The 19098-nt window shown below is 72.3% G+C and carries 12 protein-coding genes; 9 read left to right on the forward strand and 3 right to left on the reverse strand.

Going from position 1 to position 19098, the window contains the following annotated elements:
* Nucleotides 1-204: 204 nt before the first annotated feature.
* Nucleotides 205-1323 (forward strand): peptidoglycan bridge formation glycyltransferase FemA/FemB family protein, encoded by a 1119-nt coding sequence (locus BI06_RS09310; RefSeq protein ID WP_030392445.1) that lies wholly within the window; start codon nucleotides 205-207, stop codon nucleotides 1321-1323.
* Between the two features lie 58 nt (nucleotides 1324-1381).
* A complete protein-coding gene (locus BI06_RS09315; RefSeq protein WP_030392444.1) occupies nucleotides 1382-2416 on the forward strand; it encodes an alanine racemase in 1035 nt (344 codons plus the stop codon).
* Nucleotides 2417-2483: 67 nt separating this feature from the next.
* Here the strand turns inward: BI06_RS09315 and BI06_RS09320 are convergent, their stop codons facing one another.
* Both BI06_RS09320 and BI06_RS54665 read right to left on the reverse strand, forming a co-directional pair.
* Nucleotides 2484-4022 (reverse strand): glycosyltransferase family 87 protein, encoded by a 1539-nt coding sequence (locus BI06_RS09320; RefSeq protein WP_051740562.1) that lies wholly within the window; start codon nucleotides 4020-4022, stop codon nucleotides 2484-2486.
* A 227-nt stretch (nucleotides 4023-4249) separates the two neighbouring features.
* Nucleotides 4250-6892 carry a transglycosylase domain-containing protein gene (locus BI06_RS54665; protein ID WP_158516405.1) on the reverse strand — a complete coding sequence of 881 codons (2643 nt, stop codon included), beginning with the start codon at nucleotides 6890-6892 and terminating at the stop codon, nucleotides 4250-4252.
* Between the two features lie 508 nt (nucleotides 6893-7400).
* On the opposite strand from BI06_RS54665, the gene BI06_RS09330 reads away from it, so the two are divergent.
* The 5 genes from BI06_RS09330 to BI06_RS09350 all read left to right on the forward strand — a co-directional run bounded on the left by BI06_RS09330 (nucleotide 7401) and on the right by BI06_RS09350 (nucleotide 12684).
* Nucleotides 7401-8099, forward strand: coding sequence for a PadR family transcriptional regulator (locus BI06_RS09330; protein ID WP_030392441.1), 699 nt, complete (start codon nucleotides 7401-7403; stop codon nucleotides 8097-8099).
* A gap of 128 nt (nucleotides 8100-8227) precedes the next feature.
* Nucleotides 8228-9310 (forward strand): inositol-3-phosphate synthase, encoded by a 1083-nt coding sequence (locus tag BI06_RS09335; protein WP_043466939.1) that lies wholly within the window; start codon nucleotides 8228-8230, stop codon nucleotides 9308-9310.
* A gap of 129 nt (nucleotides 9311-9439) precedes the next feature.
* Complete coding sequence (locus tag BI06_RS09340) at nucleotides 9440-10777, forward strand: MFS transporter (RefSeq protein WP_233290081.1); 1338 nt, start codon at nucleotides 9440-9442, stop codon at nucleotides 10775-10777.
* Between the two features lie 187 nt (nucleotides 10778-10964).
* Nucleotides 10965-11555 carry a hypothetical protein gene (locus BI06_RS09345; RefSeq protein ID WP_051740567.1) on the forward strand — a complete coding sequence of 197 codons (591 nt, stop codon included), beginning with the start codon at nucleotides 10965-10967 and terminating at the stop codon, nucleotides 11553-11555.
* A 34-nt stretch (nucleotides 11556-11589) separates the two neighbouring features.
* Nucleotides 11590-12684 carry a hypothetical protein gene (locus BI06_RS09350; protein WP_149030318.1) on the forward strand — a complete coding sequence of 365 codons (1095 nt, stop codon included), beginning with the start codon at nucleotides 11590-11592 and terminating at the stop codon, nucleotides 12682-12684.
* A 103-nt stretch (nucleotides 12685-12787) separates the two neighbouring features.
* Here the strand turns inward: BI06_RS09350 and BI06_RS09355 are convergent, their stop codons facing one another.
* Entirely contained in the window at nucleotides 12788-14209 is a 1422-nt protein-coding gene (locus BI06_RS09355) for a CCA tRNA nucleotidyltransferase (protein ID WP_030392436.1), read from the reverse strand.
* A gap of 380 nt (nucleotides 14210-14589) precedes the next feature.
* Between BI06_RS09355 and BI06_RS09360 the strand changes: the two genes are divergently transcribed.
* The gene (locus BI06_RS09360) at nucleotides 14590-17094 is read left to right on the forward strand and encodes a DUF6049 family protein (RefSeq protein ID WP_051740571.1); all 2505 of its coding nucleotides are present in this window, start codon (nucleotides 14590-14592) and stop codon (nucleotides 17092-17094) included.
* A gap of 56 nt (nucleotides 17095-17150) precedes the next feature.
* The coding region (gene murJ, locus BI06_RS09365; protein WP_051740572.1) for a murein biosynthesis integral membrane protein MurJ at nucleotides 17151-19098 on the forward strand (1948 nt) is incomplete at its 3' end.

A 19098-nucleotide genomic window follows, 5' to 3' on the forward strand; every position in this document is an offset into this window, starting at 1 on the left:
GCGCCCCCGCGGCGTATCTGTCTTCGACGGACCGGTACGCCGCGGGGGCGCCGTCGTGCCCGCGGCGGACGGCCCGCAGCAGCCGGGACCCACCGCGGCCGGGGCCCGCGGCGGACGGGACCCACGGCCGACAGAACCCCGGACGATAGGGTCAGCCCGAGAACACGGGGCCCACCGCAGCCCGACCGACGAGGAGCACCGAGCATGAGCCTGCGCCTGAGGACGATCACCCGCGAGGAGCACCTCGCCTTCATCAGGAGCCGCGCCTCGGCCAGCCACATGCAGGTGCCGTCCTGGGGCGACGTGAAGGCCGAGTGGCGCACCGAGTCGATCGGCTGGTTCGACCAGCACAACCAGCTGGTCGGCGCCGGCCTGGTGCTCTACCGCCAGCTGCCCAAGGTCAAGCGCTACCTCGCCTACCTGCCCGAGGGCCCGGTGATCGACTGGTTCGACCGGGACCTCGACCGCTGGCTGCAGCCGATGCTCGCCCACCTGAAGTCCCAGGGCGCCTTCTCGGTGAAGATGGGCCCGCCGGTGGTCATCCGCCGCTGGAACGCCCCGACCATCAAGGAGGCCATCGCCGGCAAGGAGGCGAAGCGCCTGCGCGACATCGAGGCCGACTGGTACGAGCCGCGCGCCTTCGAGGTCGCCGACCGGCTGCGCAAGGCCGGCTGGCTCCAGGGCGAGGACGGCGGCGCCGGCTTCGGCGACGTACAGCCGCGCTACGTCTTCCAGGTGCCGCTGGCCAACCGCTCGCTGGACGACATCCAGAAGGGCTTCAACCAGCTCTGGCGCCGCAACATCAAGAAGGCCGAGAAGAGCGGCGTCGAGGTGGTCCAGGGCGGCTACGACGAGCTGCCGATCTTCCACCAGCTCTACCTGGTGACCGCCGAGCGCGACAAGTTCACCCCGCGCCCGCTGTCGTACTTCCAGCGGATGTGGAACGCCCTCACCGCCGAGGACCCGAACCGGATGCGGCTGTACATCGCCTACCACGAGGGCGAGCCGCTGGCGGCGACCACGATGCTGGTCGTCGGCGAGCACGTCTGGTACTCCTACGGCGCCTCGGCCAACCACAAGCGCGAGGTCAAGCCGTCCAACGCGATCCAGTGGCGGATGATGCGCGACTCCTACGCGCTGGGCGGCGGCGTGTACGACCTCCGCGGGATCTCCGACACCCTGGACGAGAACGACCACCTGTTCGGCCTGATCCAGTTCAAGGTCGGCACCGGCGGCCAGGCCGCCGAGTACCTCGGCGAGTGGGACTTCCCGCTCAACAAGCTGCTGCACAAGGCCCTCGACCTCTACATGTCGCGCCGCTGAGCAGCACCCCGCCGAGTCCCCGAGCCGCCGTGCCCAACACCCCCTGGGAGATGACCCGATGACGCTGTCGCTCTATCTCGACACCGAACGCTGGCGTACCCACCAGCGTTCCGTCCTGGCCGAGTTCCCCGGCCTGGTGCCGGTGGCGAAGGGCAACGGCTACGGACTGGGCAACCACCGCCTGGCCGAGGAGGCGACCCTCCTCGGCACCGGCGTGCTGGCCGTCGGCACCGCCTACGAGGCCGCCGACGCGGCCGACTGGTACGGCGGCGAGCTGCTGGTGCTCACCCCCTACCGGGTGGGCGAGGAGGCGCTCCCGCTGCCGCACGCCCGGGTGATCCGGACGGTGGCGAGCGTGGACGGCCTGCGGGCGCTGCACGGCGCCCGGGTGGTGCTGGAGTGCATGACCACCATGCGCCGGCACGGCGTCTCGGCGGCCGACCTCACGACGGTCGCCGCCGAGCTGGACGGCGTCGCCTTCGAGGGCCTGGCGCTGCACCTGCCGATGGACCGGCCGGACGGCTCCAGCCCCGTCGAGGAGGTCGCGTACTGGGTGGAGACCGCCCGGGCCGCCGGCCTCCCGGTGCACACCGTCTTCGTCAGCCACCTCGGCGCGGCGGGCATGGAGCAGCTGACCCAGCGCTTCCCCGGCACCGTCTTCCGGGCCCGGATCGGCACCCGGCTCTGGCTGGGCGACCACGGCGCGCTGGAGGTCAGGGCCACGGTGCTGGACGTGACCCCGGTCAAGAAGGGCGACCGCTACGGCTACCGCCAGCACCCGGCGCCGGCCGACGGCCACCTGCTGGTGGTCGCCGGCGGCACCGCGCACGGCATCGGCCTGGAGGCGCCCAAGTACGTCCAGGGCATGTCCTCGCGGGCCAAGGGCATCGCCCGGGCCGGCCTGGCCACCGTCAACAAGACCAAGTCGCCGTACCACTGGGCGGGCAAGCAGCTCTGGTTCGCCGAGCCGCCGCACATGCAGGTGTCGCTGCTCCTCCTGGACGGCGAGAGCGAGCCGCCGGTGATCGGCGACGAGCTGGGCCTCCAGGTCCGGCACACCACCACGCACTTCGACCGCGTGGTCGACCGCTAGAAGGTCGACCACTGGAAGGTCGACCGCTAGAAGCAGGACCGGCCCCCGCGGGGGCCGGTCCGGTCGGTCAGACCTTCTCGGCCGGTTCCGCGGCGGGCGGCTCCTCCAGCCACGCCTCGGGGCCGGCCGGCGCGTATCCGGCGTAGCTCTCCTCCTCGCGCAGCCGACGGGCGCTGCCGAGCACGAACACGTCCGGGGCCCCGTCGAGCACCCCGCCGGACGGGTCGTCGCTGCCGTCCCAGCGGACCGGGTCGCGGTCCGGCAGCAGGATGTCCCGGACCACCAGGCCCACCAGGTAGAGCGTGCCGAGCAGGTGCAGCACGATCGCGAAGTGGTACCAGGACTCGCCGATCCCGTGCTGCTTGGCGCCGGTGACGAAGCCCAGGTGGGACCAGATGCCCAGGGTGTAGAGCACCTCGCAGGCCTGCCAGATCAGGATGTCCCGCCAGCGCGGCCGGGCCAGCACCGCCAGCGGCAGCAGCCAGAGCACGTACTGCGGCGAGTACACCTTGTTGAGGAGCACGAACGCGGCCACCACCAGGAAGGCCAGCTGGACCACCCTCGGCCGGCGCGGCGCCGCGAGCCCGAGCCACGCTATCCCCGCGCAGCTCAGCAGCATCAGGACGGCGATGAAGGTGTCGAGGTTCGCCAGTCCGACGCCGCGGTTCTGCATCAGGATCAGCCACAGCGAGCCGTAGTCCTCGGTGCGGTGCTTGCTGAAGACGTAGAAGGTCGACCAGCCCTGCCAGTTCGCCATCATGATCGGCAGATTGACCAGCAGCCAGGCGCCGACCGCTCCGCCGAGCAGGGCCCGCAGGTCGCGACGGCGTCCGGCCCGCCAGCAGAGCACCACCAGGGGGCCGAGCAGCAGCAGCGGGTAGAGCTTGGCCGCGGTGGCGAGCCCGATGAACACGCCGGCCCAGAGCGGCCGCGAACCGGACCACCAGGCGAGCGCGACGGCGGCCAGCGCGACCGCCAGCAGGTCCCAGTTGACGGTGGCGTTGAGCAGCAGCACCGGTGCCAGGGCGAACATCAGCGCGTCCCAGGGGCGGCGCCGGTGGGTGCGGGAGAGCGCGACCACGGCGACCACCGCGCAGGCCATCAGCAGGCCCGCGTTGATGGTCCAGAACCAGCGCTCCTGGTCCTGGAGGGCGCCGCCGCCGGGCGTCAGCCAGGCCGAGACCTGCATGAACAGGCCGGTCAGCACCGGGTACTCCAGGAACTGCAGATCCCCGGAGGTGCCCGGGATCCGGTCCACGTAGGGGTGCAGCCCGGCCGCGAAGCCGCGCCCGGAGAACAGGTGCGGGATGTCGCTGTAGCAGGCGTGCACGTACTGCGGCGAGCCGGGCTGGAACCAGGCGGCGTTGTAGCAGGGCAGCTTCTGCGCCATGCCCAGCACCGAGACCACGATCACCACCAGCGCCAGGAAGCGGGCCGGGATCCACCAGGAGACGCCGAGCAGGGCGCGCCGCCCGGGCGGGCCGCCGATCACCTCGCTGCCCGCGGCCGCGACCGGGTCCTCGTCCGCCGGCACCACCACGGTGTTGGCCTGTGGACCGGCCGCCGGCGCGGCCCGGTCCTCTTCCTCACGAGTGCTGGACGTCATGGCGGACATCCTGCCGCACCCCGCCCGCGCGTACGAGGAGGACCCTGCCCCTTTTCCCGGGGCCGGGGCGGCGGGGGCGGCCCCGGGTCGGCCCCTGGTCGGCCGCCCGGGGCCCGGCTACCGGCACGAATCGCTCCGAATACGGCGAAACGGCGGCGGGGGCTCCGGGGAGCCTCCCACCGCCGTTCCGCGGTCACCGCTTGCCGAGGCGCTCGCTCCGGCGCCTGCTACGGCACCATGGCGCTGCCGCCGCCCGGTGAGGGCGAGGTGGACGGCTTCGGCGGCTTGCTGGTCGGGCCGCCGGTCGCGCCGCCGGCCCCGCCGCCCGGATCCGGGGTCGGGGTGGCCGGCTGGGTCGGCGTGCTGCAGCCGATCGGACCGAGCAGGCAGCTCGGCGAGGGCGTGGTGCCACCGCCGCCGTTGGCGCCGCCGCCGTTGGTACCGCCACCGTTGGCGCCACCGCCGTTGGCCGTGCCGCCGCCGTTGGCGCCGCCACCGTTGGCGCCACCGCCGCCGTTGGTCCCGCCACCACCGGTCGTCCCGCCGCCCGGGTTCGGGTTGGTCTTGGTCGGACCGGGCTGGGTGGGCACCGTGCCCGGGCAGTCGACGCCCGGGACGCAGGCCGGCCCCTGGGTGACCGGCGGCTGGGTCGGCTGCCCGGCGTTCGGGTCGACCGGGGGAGCGGTCACGCTCTCGGTCGTGGTCGGGGTCGGCACGGCGCTCGCCGTGCTCGGCGCGCCCGAGGAGTCGACCTGCGAGCCGACCGGCTGCGGGGTCGGGAAGTTCAGCTTCTTCTCGTTGGCCAGCGCGGCCTTCATGTACCGGGTGAAGACGTCCGCGGGGACGTCACCACCGTGCACCGAGTCCTTGCCGCCGGTGCCGTTCAGCGAGAGCCGCTCGTGCGCGGTCGGGTCCTCGCGCCACATCGCCACGCTGGTGGCCAGCTGCGGGGTGTAGCCGACCCACCAGGCCGACTTGTTCTCGTCGGTGGTACCGGTCTTGCCGGCGACCGGGCGGCCCAGGGTGTTGGTCTTCTTACCGGTACCGTTCTGGGCCACGTTCACCAGCACGTCGGTGATGTTGTCGGCGACCACCGCCTCCACCGCCTGCTTGGTCTCGTGCTTGCCGAAACCGGGCCGCTCCTTGCCGTCCACCAGGACCTTGGCGACCGAGTAGGGCTCGGCCTGCTTGCCGCTGGCGGCGAAGGTCGCGTAGGCGTCCGCCATCCGGATCGGGCTGACGGTGGAGACGCCGAGCGGGAAGGTCGCCGTCTTCGACTCCTTCTCGATGCTCTCCTTGCGGATGCCCAGCGCCTCGGCGGTCTGCATCACGGTCTGGCCGCCGACGTCCTGGTTCAGCTGCACGAAGGGCACGTTGTAGGAGTACTGCATGGCCATCCGCAGCGAGACGTAACCGCGCTTGCCCTTCTCCTCGTTCTTCTGCCGGTACGGCTTGCCGTCGTCACCGAGCAGCAGCGAGCCGTCCGGCTTGCGGATCTCCGAGAGGTCGTCGGACAGGTAGCGGCTGTCGGCGTTGATCCGCTTGGGCTTGCCCTTGTCGTCGGTCGCGGTCTGCACACCGGTCTGCATGGCCGCGGCCAGCACGAAGGGCTTGAAGGTCGAGCCGACCTGGACGCCCTGGGCGTCGGCGTTGTTGCCGAAGTTCCCGTTCTCCACGCCCTCGCCGCCGTAGATGGCGACGATCGCGCCGTCACCGGGGACGATGCTGGAGGCGCCGAACTGGACGAAGTTGTCGTTGTTCGGGCGCTTCTGGACGTTGAGGGTCTCCGCCTTGACGTCGTCCACGGCCTTCTTCAGGGCGTCGACCTTGTCCTTCTGGAAGGTCGTGTAGATCTTGAAGCCGCCCTTGTCGATCGCCCGCTGGTCGATCGTCGGGTCCTTGGCCATGACGTACTTGTTGGCGGTCTCGACCATGTAGCTGATCTGACCGTTCATATTGGCCGACGGGACCTGCTTGATCGGGGTGGGGAAGGCGGTGCACTTCGCCCGCTCCTCGGCGGTGGTGTTCTTGGTCTCCACCATCCGGTCGAGGATCCACTTCCAGCGCTCCTCGGCGCGGGCCTGGTTGGCCTTGATGGTCGGGTCGTAGTACGACGCGCCCTTGAGCAGGCCGGCCAGCATGGCGCTCTGGCACAGGTCGAGGTCCTTGGCGTTGACGCCGTAGTACGCCTGGGCGGCGGCCTGGGCGCCGGTGGCGCCGCGGCCGAACCAGCTGGTGTTGAGGTAGCCCTTGAGGATGTCGGGCTTCTCGTACTCCTGATTGACCTTCAGGGTGATGAAGAACTCCTTCACCTTGCGGCTGAGAGTCTGCTCCTGGGTCAGGTAGGCGTTCTTGACGTACTGCTGGGTGATGGTCGAGGCGCCCTGGGTCTGACCGCCCTTGGCCATGTTGACCACCGCGCGCAGCATGCCCTTGGGGTCGATGCCGCTGTCGGTGCGGAAGGTCTCGTTCTCCGCCGCGATGACCGCGTTCTGGAGGTTGGGCGAGATGTCCGCCAGCTCGACGATCTGCCGGTTGGTCTCGCCCTTGCGGACCATCTCGGTGCCGTCGGCCCAGTAGTAGATGTTGTTCTGGTCGTTCACCAGGGCGTTCAGCGGCGGGATCTTGGTGCTCTGGTAGACGAAGAAGACCGCCCCCACGCAGGCCGCGGCGAAGAGCAGCACGGCGCTCAGCCACTGCCGCCAGGAGGGCAGCCAGCGGCGGACGCCCTGCTTGCCGAAGCGCGGGTAGTCGATGAACCGTTTCTTGCCGGGGGCGCCGCCCCGGCCGGCGGCCGCGCCTGCGGCCGCCGTCTCGGCACCGCGACGGCCGCCCTTCTGGGCGGCCTTCCGCATTTCGGCTCGGGTCATCCGGGGCTGCTGGGCGGTGTCCCGCGCGCCCGGCGGGCGCCGTCGGCCCAGACCCTCCGAGCCCAGCTCGTCGCGCCCGGCTCCCTCCGACCGTCCGTTGCCGCCGCCCGGCGGGCGACCGTCGCCGCCGGGCGACCTGCGCCGTCGTTCGCTCATCTTCCAGCTACTCCTCGCCAGGCCGGTCGAGCCTGAAGGCAGGGTCCACGTCCGATGCCCGTAACCGCCCTAACCCCGGAGGTGGTCCTCGTGCACACGCGACAGCGTACGCAGCTCCGAATCCGAACTAATCGGGCATCAATCGCCAATAACCGCAAAACGGCAACAGATCATTACACGCCCGTTGCCAAGCACACCCGCGCGTCGTCTTGTGATCACATTCACGCGCGTCCCCCTTGCCCGTTCGCGGACCCAGGCTTACTGTTCTCGATATATCGAGCCGATACATCGGAACGGCATAGCGCCGGTCGAGGCGGGTCGCGGACCGACCGGAGAGGGGAGGACGAAGGCAGTGGGCAGACGCTCAGGAGTGCTGGAGTTCGCCGTTCTCGGACTGCTCCACGACGCCCCGATGCACGGTTACGAGCTGCGCAAGAGGCTCAATGTCCTGCTCGGCTCGTTCCGCGCCTTCTCGTACGGGACGCTCTACCCCTGTCTGAAGAGCCTGGTGGCCCAGGGTTTCCTGGTCGAGGACAACCCGGACGTCGAGTACGTCCCGGCCACCGCGCTCAACGGCAAGCGGTCCAAGATCGTCTACCGGCTGTCCGCCGAGGGCAAGCAGCGTTTCGAGGAGCTGCTCGCCGACGCCGGTCCGGACGCCTGGGAGGACGAGCACTTCGGTGTGCACTTCGCCTTCTTCGGTCAGACCGACCGGGCCGTGCGGATGCGCGTCCTGGAGGGCCGCCGCAGCCGGCTGGAGGAGCGCCTGGAGCGGATGCGCAACTCGCTGGCCCGGGCCCGCGAGCGGTTCGACGACTACACGGTCGAACTGCAGCGGCACGGACTGGAGTCGGTGGAGCGCGAGGTCCGCTGGCTCAACGAGCTGATCGAGACCGAGCGGGCCAACCGCTCCGGCCGGACCGGGGCGCCCGCCGACGGGACCGGCTCCGCAGTACCCCAGACTTCGGACGGCCGAGGCCAGGAGGACGGGTCCGTGGACCCGCCCGGGCCACCGCACGACCGCCCGGGGCGTTCCGCCCAGGAGCGCTGAGACCGCGTCAGCCCTGTGCCGCGCGGCAGGAGTGGGCGCGTCATGCGCCCGTTTGCAGTCATCGAATAAGCAGGACGAGTACCGCCGACCTTCGGCGGCGCTCATGAGATCACAGGGAGCAACCGGGAATGGGTTCGGTTCGCGTAGCCATCGTGGGTGTGGGCAACTGCGCCACGTCGCTGGTGCAGGGTGTCGAGTACTACAAGGACGCCGACCCGGCCGGCAAGGTCCCCGGGCTGATGCACGTCCAGTTCGGTGACTACCACGTCAGTGACGTGCAGTTCGTCGCCGCCTTCGACGTCGACGCCAAGAAGGTCGGCCAGGACCTCGCGCACGCCATCACGGCGTCCGAGAACAACACCATCAAGATCTGCGACGTGCCCCCGACCGGCATCACGGTCCAGCGCGGCCACACCCTCGACGGCCTGGGCAAGTACTACCGGGAGACCATCGAGGAGTCGGACGAGACCCCGGTCGACATCGTCCAGGCCCTGAAGGACGCCCAGGTCGACGTCCTGGTCTGCTACCTGCCGGTGGGCTCCGAGGCCGCCGCCAAGTTCTACGCCCAGTGCGCCATCGACGCCAAGGTCGCCTTCGTGAACGCCCTCCCGGTGTTCATCGCCGGCACCAAGGAGTGGGCGGACAAGTTCACCGAGGCCGGTGTGCCGATCGTCGGTGACGACATCAAGTCCCAGGTCGGCGCGACCATCACGCACCGCGTGATGGCCAAGCTGTTCGAGGACCGCGGTGTCGTCCTCGAGCGCACCATGCAGCTGAACGTCGGCGGCAACATGGACTTCAAGAACATGCTCGAGCGCGAGCGCCTGGAGTCCAAGAAGATCTCCAAGACCCAGGCCGTCACCTCGCAGATCCGCGACCGCGAGCTGGGCGCCAACAACGTCCACATCGGTCCCTCGGACTACGTGGCCTGGCTGGACGACCGCAAGTGGGCGTACGTCCGCCTCGAGGGCCGCGCGTTCGGCGACGTCCCGCTGAACCTCGAGTACAAGCTCGAGGTCTGGGACTCCCCGAACTCCGCCGGTGTCATCATCGACGCCGTGCGCGCCGCGAAGATCGCCCTCGACCGCGGCATCGGTGGCCCGATCCTCTCGGCCTCCTCGTACTTCATGAAGTCCCCGCCGGTCCAGTACTTCGACGACGAGGCCCGCGAGAACGTCGAGAAGTTCATCAAGGGCGAGGTCGAGCGCTGAGCTCGCCCCTCCCAGTGCTGAGTCCTTGAGCACCGAACGGGTCCGCGGTCCACGACCGCGGGCCCGTTCACCTTTTCCCGGCGAATGTTTCACGTGAAACACCGCCCGGATCCATGGCACCCTGAGCGGGTGGCGATCACCGAGAACGGCAGTACCCACCGTGCCGCGCACAGCGCCACGCTCTTCGGCCTGCTCCGCGGCCGCGACTTCCGCCGGCTGCTGACCGCCCGGGTGCTGTCCCAGCTCTCCGACGGCGTGTTCCAGGTGTCGCTCGCCGCCTACGTCGTCTTCTCCCCCGAGAAGCAGTCCTCGCCCGCCGACATCGCCTCGGTGCTGGCCGTGATGCTGCTGCCGTTCTCGGTGATCGGCCCCTTCGCCGGCGTCCTGCTGGACCGCTGGCGCCGGCGGCAGGTGCTCTACCTGGGCAACCTGGCCCGCTTCGGGCTCGGCCTGCTCACCGGCGGGCTGCTGCTGGTCCAGGCGCCGACCTGGCTGTTCTTCGCCTCCGCGCTGCTGGTCACCGCGCTCAACCGGTTCATCCTGGCCGGACTCTCCGCCGCGCTGCCCCGGGTGGTGCGGGCCGAGCAGCTGGTGACCGCCAACGCGCTCTCCCCCACCCTGGGCACCGTCGCGGCGGCCTGCGGCGGCGGTCTCGGCTTCCTGCTGCACCAGGTGATGCCGCCGGGCCCCCGGGCCGACGCCGCCCTGGTGAGCGTGGCCGCGCTGCTCTACCTGTCCGCCGCGCTGGCCGCGCTGCGGATGGACAAGGACCTGCTCGGCCCGGGCAACCACCCCGGCCGCCCCGCGATCGGCCAGGCCCTGGCCCAGGCCGCCCGCGAGCTGCGGGCCGCCGTCGTCCACCTGGTGCGGGACCGCCGCCCGGCGGCGCACGCGCTGGCCGCCGTGACCGCCGCCCGGTTCTGCTACGGCGTGCTGATCGTCGTCGTGGTGATGCTCGCCCGGTACACCTTCAACGACCCGGCGGACAGCGCCGCCGGTCTGGCCACCCTGGGACAGGCGGTCGGCCTCTCCGCCGCCGGGTTCTTCATCGCGGCGGTGATCAGCCCCTGGTGCAGCCGCCGGCTCGGGCTGGCCGGCTGGATGACGCTCTGCCTGGCCGCCCCGGTGGTCTTCGTGCCCGCGCTCGGCCTCGGCTTCGACCTGGTGCCCTGCCTGATCGCGGCGCTGCTGCTCGGTGTGGTCACCCAGGGCACCAAGATCTGCGCCGACACCGTGGTGCAGGAGTCCGTCGAGGACGAGTTCCGGGGCCGGATCTTCGCCATCTACGACGTGCTCTTTAACGTCGCCTTCGTGGCCGCCGCCCTGGTCACCGCACTGGTGCTGCCGCTCTCCGGCCGCTCGGTCACGGTCGTGGCCGGCGTCTCCCTGGTGTACGCGGCCTCGGCCGTGCTCTACCTGCGCGCGGCCCGCCGCACCGGCCCGCTCCCCGGCGACCCGGCCCGCTGACCACGGCCGTCCGGCCGGTCGGCCCCTGCACCCCGGCGGCGTCGTTCCGAGTCGCTAAGGTACGTCAGATCTGTCGCAGCGGCAGCACTCTGTCTCGGGGGACAATCTGATGAGCACACCACCCAGTCCGTACGGGCCGCCTCCTGGCTACGGTGCCGCGCCGCCGCCGCAGCCCTACGGTCCCCCGGTGCCCCCGCCGTACGGCCAGCCCCAGCCGGTGCCCGCGGGCTACGGCGCACCGCCGCCCCCGCCCGGCTACGGCTACCCCGCCGCACCGCAGGCGGCCCAGCCCCAGCCCGTCCACCCGCAGGGTCCCTACCCGCCCGCGCCGTACCCGCAGGCCATGTACCCGCAGGCACCGGCGCCCGGACCGTACGGGCAGGCCTCGCCGCACGGCTACCCGCCGGCCGCGCCGCAGCCCGGACCGCCCGCCAAGGGCCGCGGCAAGGCCCGGCTGAAGGCGGTCGGCCTGGTCCTGGGTGTGATCGCCCTGATCGTCGGCTACTTCGTCACCGGCCCCAGTGTCAGCAGCGCCAAGGCCGGCGACTGCGTCAAGGCCTCCGGCTCGCGCGACGTCTCGGTGGTCAAGTGCACCGACAGCAAGGCGAACTACAAGGTGCTCGCCAAGTTCGAGTCCACCACCGACACCGGCAGGTGCCGCGAGACCGCGGGCACCACCAGCACCGTCTCGGGCAAGAGCGGCCGCCGCTGGAACAAGAAGCGCTACGTGCTCTGCCTGGGCCCGCTCGCCGGCGTCCCGCCGGTGAAGAAGTCCTGACCGTCCACCACCTGAATTTCCCCGGGGGATCCCCTTGTCCGTTCCGCCCCAGATGCCGTACAGCTCGCCGCCGCCCGCCGACGGCACCAACCCGTACGCCACCGGCAACCCGTACGCCGGCGCGCCGGCCCCGCAGCCGGTGGGCGCACCGCCCCCGGCCGGCTACGGCTACCCGGCCGCACCGCCGCCGGCCGCACCCGGCTACGGCGCGCCCGCCCAGGCCCCGCCGGGGGGCTACGCCTACCCGCCGCAGGCCGGGGGCTACCCCGCGCCGGCCGGCTACGCCCCGCAGGGCGGTCCGGTGTGCCGGTTCTGCGGCGGCTTCCCGGCCGTCGAGACCACCGTCCGCGGCCACCAGGGCATCATCATCATCATGCGGTTCCTGAAGCAGCCGGGACCGTTCTGCCGCACCTGCGGCACCGCCGTGGTGCGCGACATGTCCGCCCGCACCCTGGTGCAGGGCTGGTGGAGCTACCTCTCCGGCATCTTCACCGTGGTCACCCTGCTGCGGAACCTCGCCGCCCACAACAGGATCAAGGACCTGCCGCCGCCGGCGCCCGGCACGCACGGGCCGCAGCTGGACCCGGGGGTGCCGCTCACCAAGCGGCCGCACATCTTCATGCTGCTGCTGCCGGTGCTCGGGATCGGCTCGTGGATCGTGCTGATCGCCACCGGCGCGCTCTTCGCCTCCACGAAGCACGACGACCCCTACCGCCCGCTGGTGATGCCCTCGGTGACCGTGCCGGCCTTCCCGTCGCCGACCTTCCCGTCCGTCCCGTCCGTCCCGTCCGTCCCGTCCGTCCCGGCGGCGACGGTGCCGGCGGTCCCGGTGCCGACGATCACCCTGCCGACGCCGTCCGCCACCAAGGTCGCCAGCGACATCGACACCGCCAAGGCCGGCGACTGCCTGCGCAACGAGAACGGCACCACCGCCACCCACGACGCCAGCCCGCGGATCACCATGCTGCCCTGCGGCGACCCGAAGGCCCAGTACAAGGTGCTCAAGAAGGTCTACGGGACCAGCGACAACGACAAGGCCTGCGAGAACGTCACCGGCGCCGAGAGCACCTACACCCGTGAGTCCAGCACCGAGGCGCTCAGCTTCGTGCTCTGCCTGAAGAAGCTCTGAACCCATGCCCGGGCCCGTACCCGGACCCGCGCCGACCGGCCCGCGCACGGACGAGGGGTGGCCCCGGGAGAACCCGGGACCACCCCTCGCGGCACCCTGTGCCCTACTGCTGGGCGGCCCACCAGTCGCGCAGCGCGGCGACCGCCGCGTCGTGCTCCATCGGGCCGTGCTCGAGCCGCAGCTCCAGCATGTGCTTGTACGCCTTGCCGACCGCGGGGCCGGGCTCGAGGCCGAGCAGCTCCATGATCTGGTTGCCGTCCAGCGCGGGGCGGACGGCGTCCAGCTCCTCCTGCTCCTTGAGCACCTCGATCCGGCTCTCCAGGCCGTCGTAGGTACGGGAGAGCGCGGCCGCCTTCTTCCGGTTCCGGGTGGTGCAGTCCGAGCGGGTCAGCTTGTGCAGCCGCTCCAGCAGCGGGCCGGCGTCGTTGACGTAGCGGCGCACCGCCGAGTCGGTCCACTCGCCGCCGCCGTAGCCGTGGAAGCGCAGGTGCAGCTCGACCAGCCGCGAGACGTCCTCGGTGAGCTCCTTGGAGTACTTCAGGTCGCGCATCCGCTTGCGGGTCATCTTGGCGCCCACCACCTCGTGGTGGTGGAAGGAGACCCGGCCGTCCTGCTCGAAGCGGCGGGTGCGGGGCTTGCCGATGTCGTGCAGCAGCGCGGCCAGCCGCAGGGTGAGGTCGGGGCCGTCCTGCTCCAGGTCGACGGCCTGCTCCAGGACGGTCAGCGAGTGCTCGTAGACGTCCTTGTGGCGGTGGTGCTCGTCCCGCTCCAGGCGCAGCGCCGGCAGCTCCGGGAGGACGTGGTCGGCCAGGCCGGTGTCGACCAGCAGCCGCAGGCCCTTGACCGGGTGCGCGGCCAGCAGCAGCTTGTTCAGCTCGGCCTGCACCCGCTCGGCGGAGACGATGGTGATCCGCTCGGCCATCGCGGTCATCGCCGCGACCACCTCGGGGGCCGGCTCGAAGTCCAGCTGGGCGGCGAACCGGGCGGCCCGCATCATCCGCAGCGGATCGTCGGAGAAGGACTCCTCGGGCGTGGCGGGGGTGCGCAGCACCCGGGCCTCCAGGTCGTCCAGGCCGCGGTGCGGGTCGACGAAGCCCCGGCCGGGCAGGTCGACGGCCATCGCGTTGACCGTGAAGTCGCGGCGGACCAGGTCCTGCTCGATGGTGTCGCCGTAGCTCACCTCGGGCTTGCGGGAGGTGCGGTCGTACGCCTCGGAGCGGTAGGTGGTGATCTCGATCAGGAAGGAACCCTCCGGGGTGTCCTTGCGCGCGCCGACCGTGCCGAAGGCGATGCCGACGTCCCAGACCGCGTCGGCCCAGCCCTTGACCAGCTTCAGCACCTGCTGCGGACGCGCGTCGGTGGTGAAGTCGAGGTCGTTGCCGAGCCGGCCCAGCAGGGCGTCCCGGACCGAGCCGCCGACCAGCGCGAGCCGGTGACCGGCCGCCTGGAAACGGCGGGCGATCTCGTCGGCGACCGGGGAGACCCGCAGCAGTTCCTGCAGACCCAGGGTCTGCGCCTCGCTCAGGCCGGGGACGACCTGGACGGCGGAACTGGAATGATGGGTGCCGGTCGGGTGGGCGGTGGGCTCATTGGCAGTGGACACGGCTCACAAGGGTACGTGGCCCGGCGGCCCGGTCGCCCGCGTGTTTCCGGCGGCTCACTCCCCGGCCCGCAACACCGCACCCCTCACCACATCGTTACCATGCCGGTGGAACGAGTCCGGATGCGCCGAGCACGGGCCGCGGTGCCGTGCGCCGTCACGGCCACCGAGGCACCGGACCGCCGCATTTTCTTCACGGCTGATCCTCACGGCATCCCACGGCCGACGGAACATCCGCAGCAGCACGGCAGCAGCAGCAGCGATCGAGAACGGCGAGGGCGAACCCGTGAGCGAGGGCGAACCGCGTGAGTGAGCCGGCACGGCACCCCGGTCCGGAGCCGGACCGGCGCCCCGGGCGGGTCCTGGGACGAACCGTCCGGCGGCTGGCGGGCGCGCTCGGCGCCGCGCTGGTGCTCGCCTCGGCGCTGCCCGGCGGCACCGCCGGCGCGGCCCCGGCCGGAGGAGCCCCGGCCGGAGGGGCCAGGCCGGTCGCCGACACGGCGGTCAGCGCCGAGCTCCCGGTGACCATGACCATCGAGTCGGTGAGCAAGCCGGTCGCCGTCCAGAGCGGCACCGTGACAATCACCGGGCACGTCACCAACGCCGGCAGGTCGGTGCTGAAGTCCGCGCACGCGGCCGTCCGCCGGCCCTGGCCGAGCAAGCCGCTCACCACCCGCAGCGAACTCGCCTCGGTGTCCTCCCGCAGCGTCCCGCTCAACGCGGACGGCATCTCGATGGACAGCCCGCAGTACGCCCTCAACGAGCTCGGCCCCGGCCAGAGCCAGCCGTACACCCTCAGCGTGGCCGTCGCCGACCTGCAGTTCTCCGCCGAGGGCGTGTACGAGCTGGCGGTGGACGTCTGGGGCTCGACCGCCGACAACCAGCGCGACCGCCCGCTCGGCATCGCCCGCAGCTTCCTGCCCTACAACCCGTCCCCGGGCGACGCCCAGCCGTCCAAGGTGACCACCCTCTGGCCGCTGGTGCACGCGCCGGTGCTGGCCGCGCAGACCCTCTCCGAGAACGACCAGACCGTCCCGGTGCTCCGGGACGACAGCCTGGCCACCGAGTTCGCCCCCGGCGGCCGGCTGTACGCGCTGGTCGACACGGGCGCCGCGCTGACCGGGCTGACCTGGGTGGTGGACCCGGACCTGCTGGACACCGCGTTCGCGATGACCAAGCGCTACGTGGTGCAGAAGCCGGGCACCGAGGGCAACGCGGCCAAGGACGACAACACCGTCCCCGGCACCGGCACCGCCGCCGCCACCGCCTGGCTGGACAAGCTGCGGGCCGCCGTGGCCAAGCCCGGCAGCCAGGTGGTGGCGCTGCCGTACGCCGATCCCGACCTCGCCTCGATCGCGCACAACGCCCCCGAGCTGGAGGGCATCGACACCGCGCTCAGCAAGGCGGCCACGGCCGGCCGGCTGACCGTCGAGGGCCGGCTGTCGGTGGACACCCGGGCCGACGTCGCCTGGCCCTACCGGGGCTACCTGGACCAGCGGATCACCGCCGTCGCCCAGCGCACCGGCAACAGCCTGGTGCTGGTGAACGGCGCGAGCATGCCCGAGTCCGACGCGCTGAAGTACACCCCCTCGGCCGCCCGGCCGATCGGCAACGGGCAGACCGCGGTGGTCGCCGACCAGCTGATCTCCTCCCTGTTCGAGGGCGGGCTCACGACCCAGGAGGAGCAGAGCCGGGCCGTCCAGCGGTTCCTCGCCGAGACCTTCGTGATCTCCCGCCAGGAGCCGCAGAACCCGCGCGGCCTGCTGGTGATGCCGCCGCGCGATCTCGACGCCGACGCCGCCAAGGTGCTCGCGACCGCCCTCCAGGCGGCCCAGGACGGCAAGTGGGTGGAGCCGGTGAAGCTGGACGCCCTCGCCCAGCTGCCGCCGGACCCGAAGGCGAACGCGGCCGTCCCCGCCCCCGCCGACTACCCGGCCCGGGCCCGCGACTCGGAGCTGTCCGCCTTCGACCTGACCACCACCACCCGGATCCAGACCGACCTAGACACGCTGATGCGGGTGCTGACCCTGCCGCAGCGGGTGCGCGGCCCGTTCAGCGCGGCGATGGTCCGCTCGCTGTCCACCGAGTGGCGCACCGAGGGCTCGGCCGGGGCCGACTACCGGGAGGGCGTGAAGCGCTACCTCAAGGAGCTGACCGGCGCGGTGAAGGTGCCGCCGAAGCGGGAAATCACCTTCGCGGGCGACACCGGAGTGCTCCAGGTCAGCGTCCGCAACGACCTGACCCAGACGGTCACCAACCTCAAGCTGGTCCTCACCCCGGCCCAGCAGAACCGGCTCCGGGTCGAGCTGCCGACCGAGGAACTGGTGCTGCCCGCCTCGCAGAGCGTCACCCTGCGCTTCCCCGCCGAGGCGAAGAACAACGGGCCGGTGAGCATGACCGCCCAGCTCTACACCACCGGGCCGAACCCGCAGAAGTACGGCGAACCGGTGACCTTCACCGTCCAGGTCACCTCGGTGACCAACGGGGTGCTCTACGTCTTCGGCGGCGGCGCGCTGCTGCTCCTGCTCGCCGCGCTGCGGTTCGTCCGCCAGCGCAAGCGGCGGGTGGCGCACGGCGACGAGGGCGACGCGCCGCTCGCCCCGCAGGGCGGCGGGACCGGCCCGGACGACACCGACGGACCCGGCCGCAGCGACGGCGGGGACGGTCCCGGGGCCGCCGCCGAGGCCGCGGAGGCGGACCGCCCGGGCGCCCCGGAACGGCCGGAACAGGACGGAGCGGCGCGGACACCGCGCGACAGCAGCGCGGATGGCCGGGATCGGGCCACCAGTGATGAGAAGGTTGGTCCTTGACAGCGCCGATACCGCCCGACTCCGGAGCGGCCTCCCCACGACAGCGAAGAGGTGACATGACCGGGCGCAGCGAGGAGCGGCCTCCGGGCCGCGGAGAGGGCCGTCCCGGGGCCGAGTCGCCGTCCGGCGACTGGTACGTGGCCGACACCTACGCCCAGGACCCGTACGCGGCGGACGCCTACCGCGACGGTCCGGGCGAGCCGGACCCGTACGGTCTGCGGACCGCCCCGCCCGCCGCGCCGCAGCAGCCGGCGGCCGCGTACGACGTGCCGCCGCAGCTGCCGCCGCAGGGCGGCGACTACGCGGCGCCGACGCCGTTCGGCCCGCCGGTGCCGCCGGTCCAGCCCGGCTGGGACACCCCCGCGCGGGCGGACTGGCGCGACGAGCGGCCGCAGCAGCCGGGCGTTCCGGCCGCCCCCGCGGCCCCGGCCGCCCCGGCCGAGGGCTGGGGCGGGCAGCCGCAGCAGCAGTGGCAGCCCGGCCCGGCGCACTCCGCCTGGGACTCCGAGTCCACCGAGTACGTCGGGGTGGACTCGCTGTTCGGCGGCGGACGGACCACGGCCGAGGCCCCGCGCCCGCCGGCCCAGGCGTCCCCCGGCCAGCAGTACCCCGCGCAGCAGCCGCCGGTCCAGCAGCACCCGGTCCAGCAGCCCGGCGCGCAGCCGCCGGCCGCAGCCGTCCCGCCCGTCGCCCCGGCCGCGCCGTACCCCCCGGCCGGCGCGTACCCGGGACAGCACACGCCGCAGCACGGGCCGCCGCCCGGCTACGGCCACGGCGGCCACGGCGGCCAGGACGGCCCCAGGCCGTTCGTCCCGCCGATCGAGTTCGACCCGCCGCTCTCCGAGGAGGAGGCCACCCTCCAGGTGGCCGCGGTGCAGCTGCCGCCCGCCGTGGAGCCGCTCGCCGACCTCACGGCCGAGGAGCACGCCCGCCCCGCGGACGCCGCCCCGGCCGCGCCCGCCGAGCAGACCGCCGGCGGCGGCAAGATCGCCTCGGTGCTGAACTCCAGCGCGATCATGGCGGCCGGCACCCTGGTCTCCCGGGGCACCGGCTTCCTGCGCACCATGGTGATCGCCGGCGCGATCGGCATCGCCGTGATGGGCGACTCCTACAACGCCGCGAACACCCTGCCGACGCTGCTCTACATCCTGATCGGCGGCGGCGCGCTGAACGCCGTCTTCGTGCCGCAGCTGGTCCGCAGCATGAAGAACGACGCGGACGGCGGCACCGCCTACGCCAACCGGCTGCTCACCCTGGTGATGGTCGGCCTGGCCGGCGTGGTCTTCCTGGCCGTGCTCGGGGCCCCCCTGCTGGTCCAGCTGATCGCCCACCCGATGATGGAGAACCCGGCCCGCGCGGACACCACCGTGGCCCTGGCCCGGTACTGCCTGCCGACCATCTTCTTCATGGGCATCCATGTGGTGATGGGCCAGATCCTCAACGCCCGCGGCCGCTTCGGCGCGATGATGTGGACCCCGGTCCTCAACAACCTCGTGGTGATCTTCACCTTCGGCGCCTACATCTGGGTCTACGGCGGCTTCGACAGCACCCACGTCAAGCCGGAGACGATCACCCCCGAGGGCGTCCGGCTGCTCGGCATCGGCACCCTGGTGGGCCTCGCGGTGCAGTCCCTGGCGATGATCCCGTACCTGCGGGCGGCCGGCTTCTCCTTCCGGCCGCGCTTCGACTGGCGCGGGCACGGCCTGGGCAAGGCCGCCCGACTGGCCAAGTGGACCTTCTTCTTCGTGCTCGCCAACCAGGCCGGCTACCTGGTCATCACCCAGCTGGCCACCGCGGCCGGCGCCGACGCCGAGACCGGCGGCCACGGCGGCGTCGGCCTCGCGGCCTTCTCCAACGCGCTGCTGATCTGGCAGCTCCCGCAGGCCGTCATCACCGTCTCGATCATGAGCGCGGTGCTGCCCCGGCTGTCCCGCGCGGCGGCCGACGAGGACGCCGGCGCCGTCCGCGACGACATCTCCTACGGACTGCGCACCACCGCCGTCG

The organism is Kitasatospora sp. MBT66 (genome assembly GCF_000710405.2).
Taxonomy (GTDB): Bacteria; Actinomycetota; Actinomycetes; order Streptomycetales; family Streptomycetaceae; genus Kitasatospora; species Kitasatospora purpeofusca.

Bases quoted from the DNA above. Each gene is read 5' to 3' on its own strand.
- BI06_RS09310 (WP_030392445.1), top strand. From the start codon at position 205: ATGAGCCTGCGCCTGAGGACGATCACCCGCGAGGAGCACCTCGCCTTC.
- BI06_RS09315 (WP_030392444.1), top strand. From the start codon at position 1,382: ATGACGCTGTCGCTCTATCTCGACACCGAACGCTGGCGTACCCACCAG.
- BI06_RS09320 (WP_051740562.1), bottom strand. From the start codon at position 4,022: ATGACGTCCAGCACTCGTGAGGAAGAGGACCGGGCCGCGCCGGCGGCC.
- BI06_RS54665 (WP_158516405.1), bottom strand. From the start codon at position 6,892: ATGACCCGAGCCGAAATGCGGAAGGCCGCCCAGAAGGGCGGCCGTCGC.
- BI06_RS09335 (WP_043466939.1), top strand. From the start codon at position 8,228: ATGGGTTCGGTTCGCGTAGCCATCGTGGGTGTGGGCAACTGCGCCACG.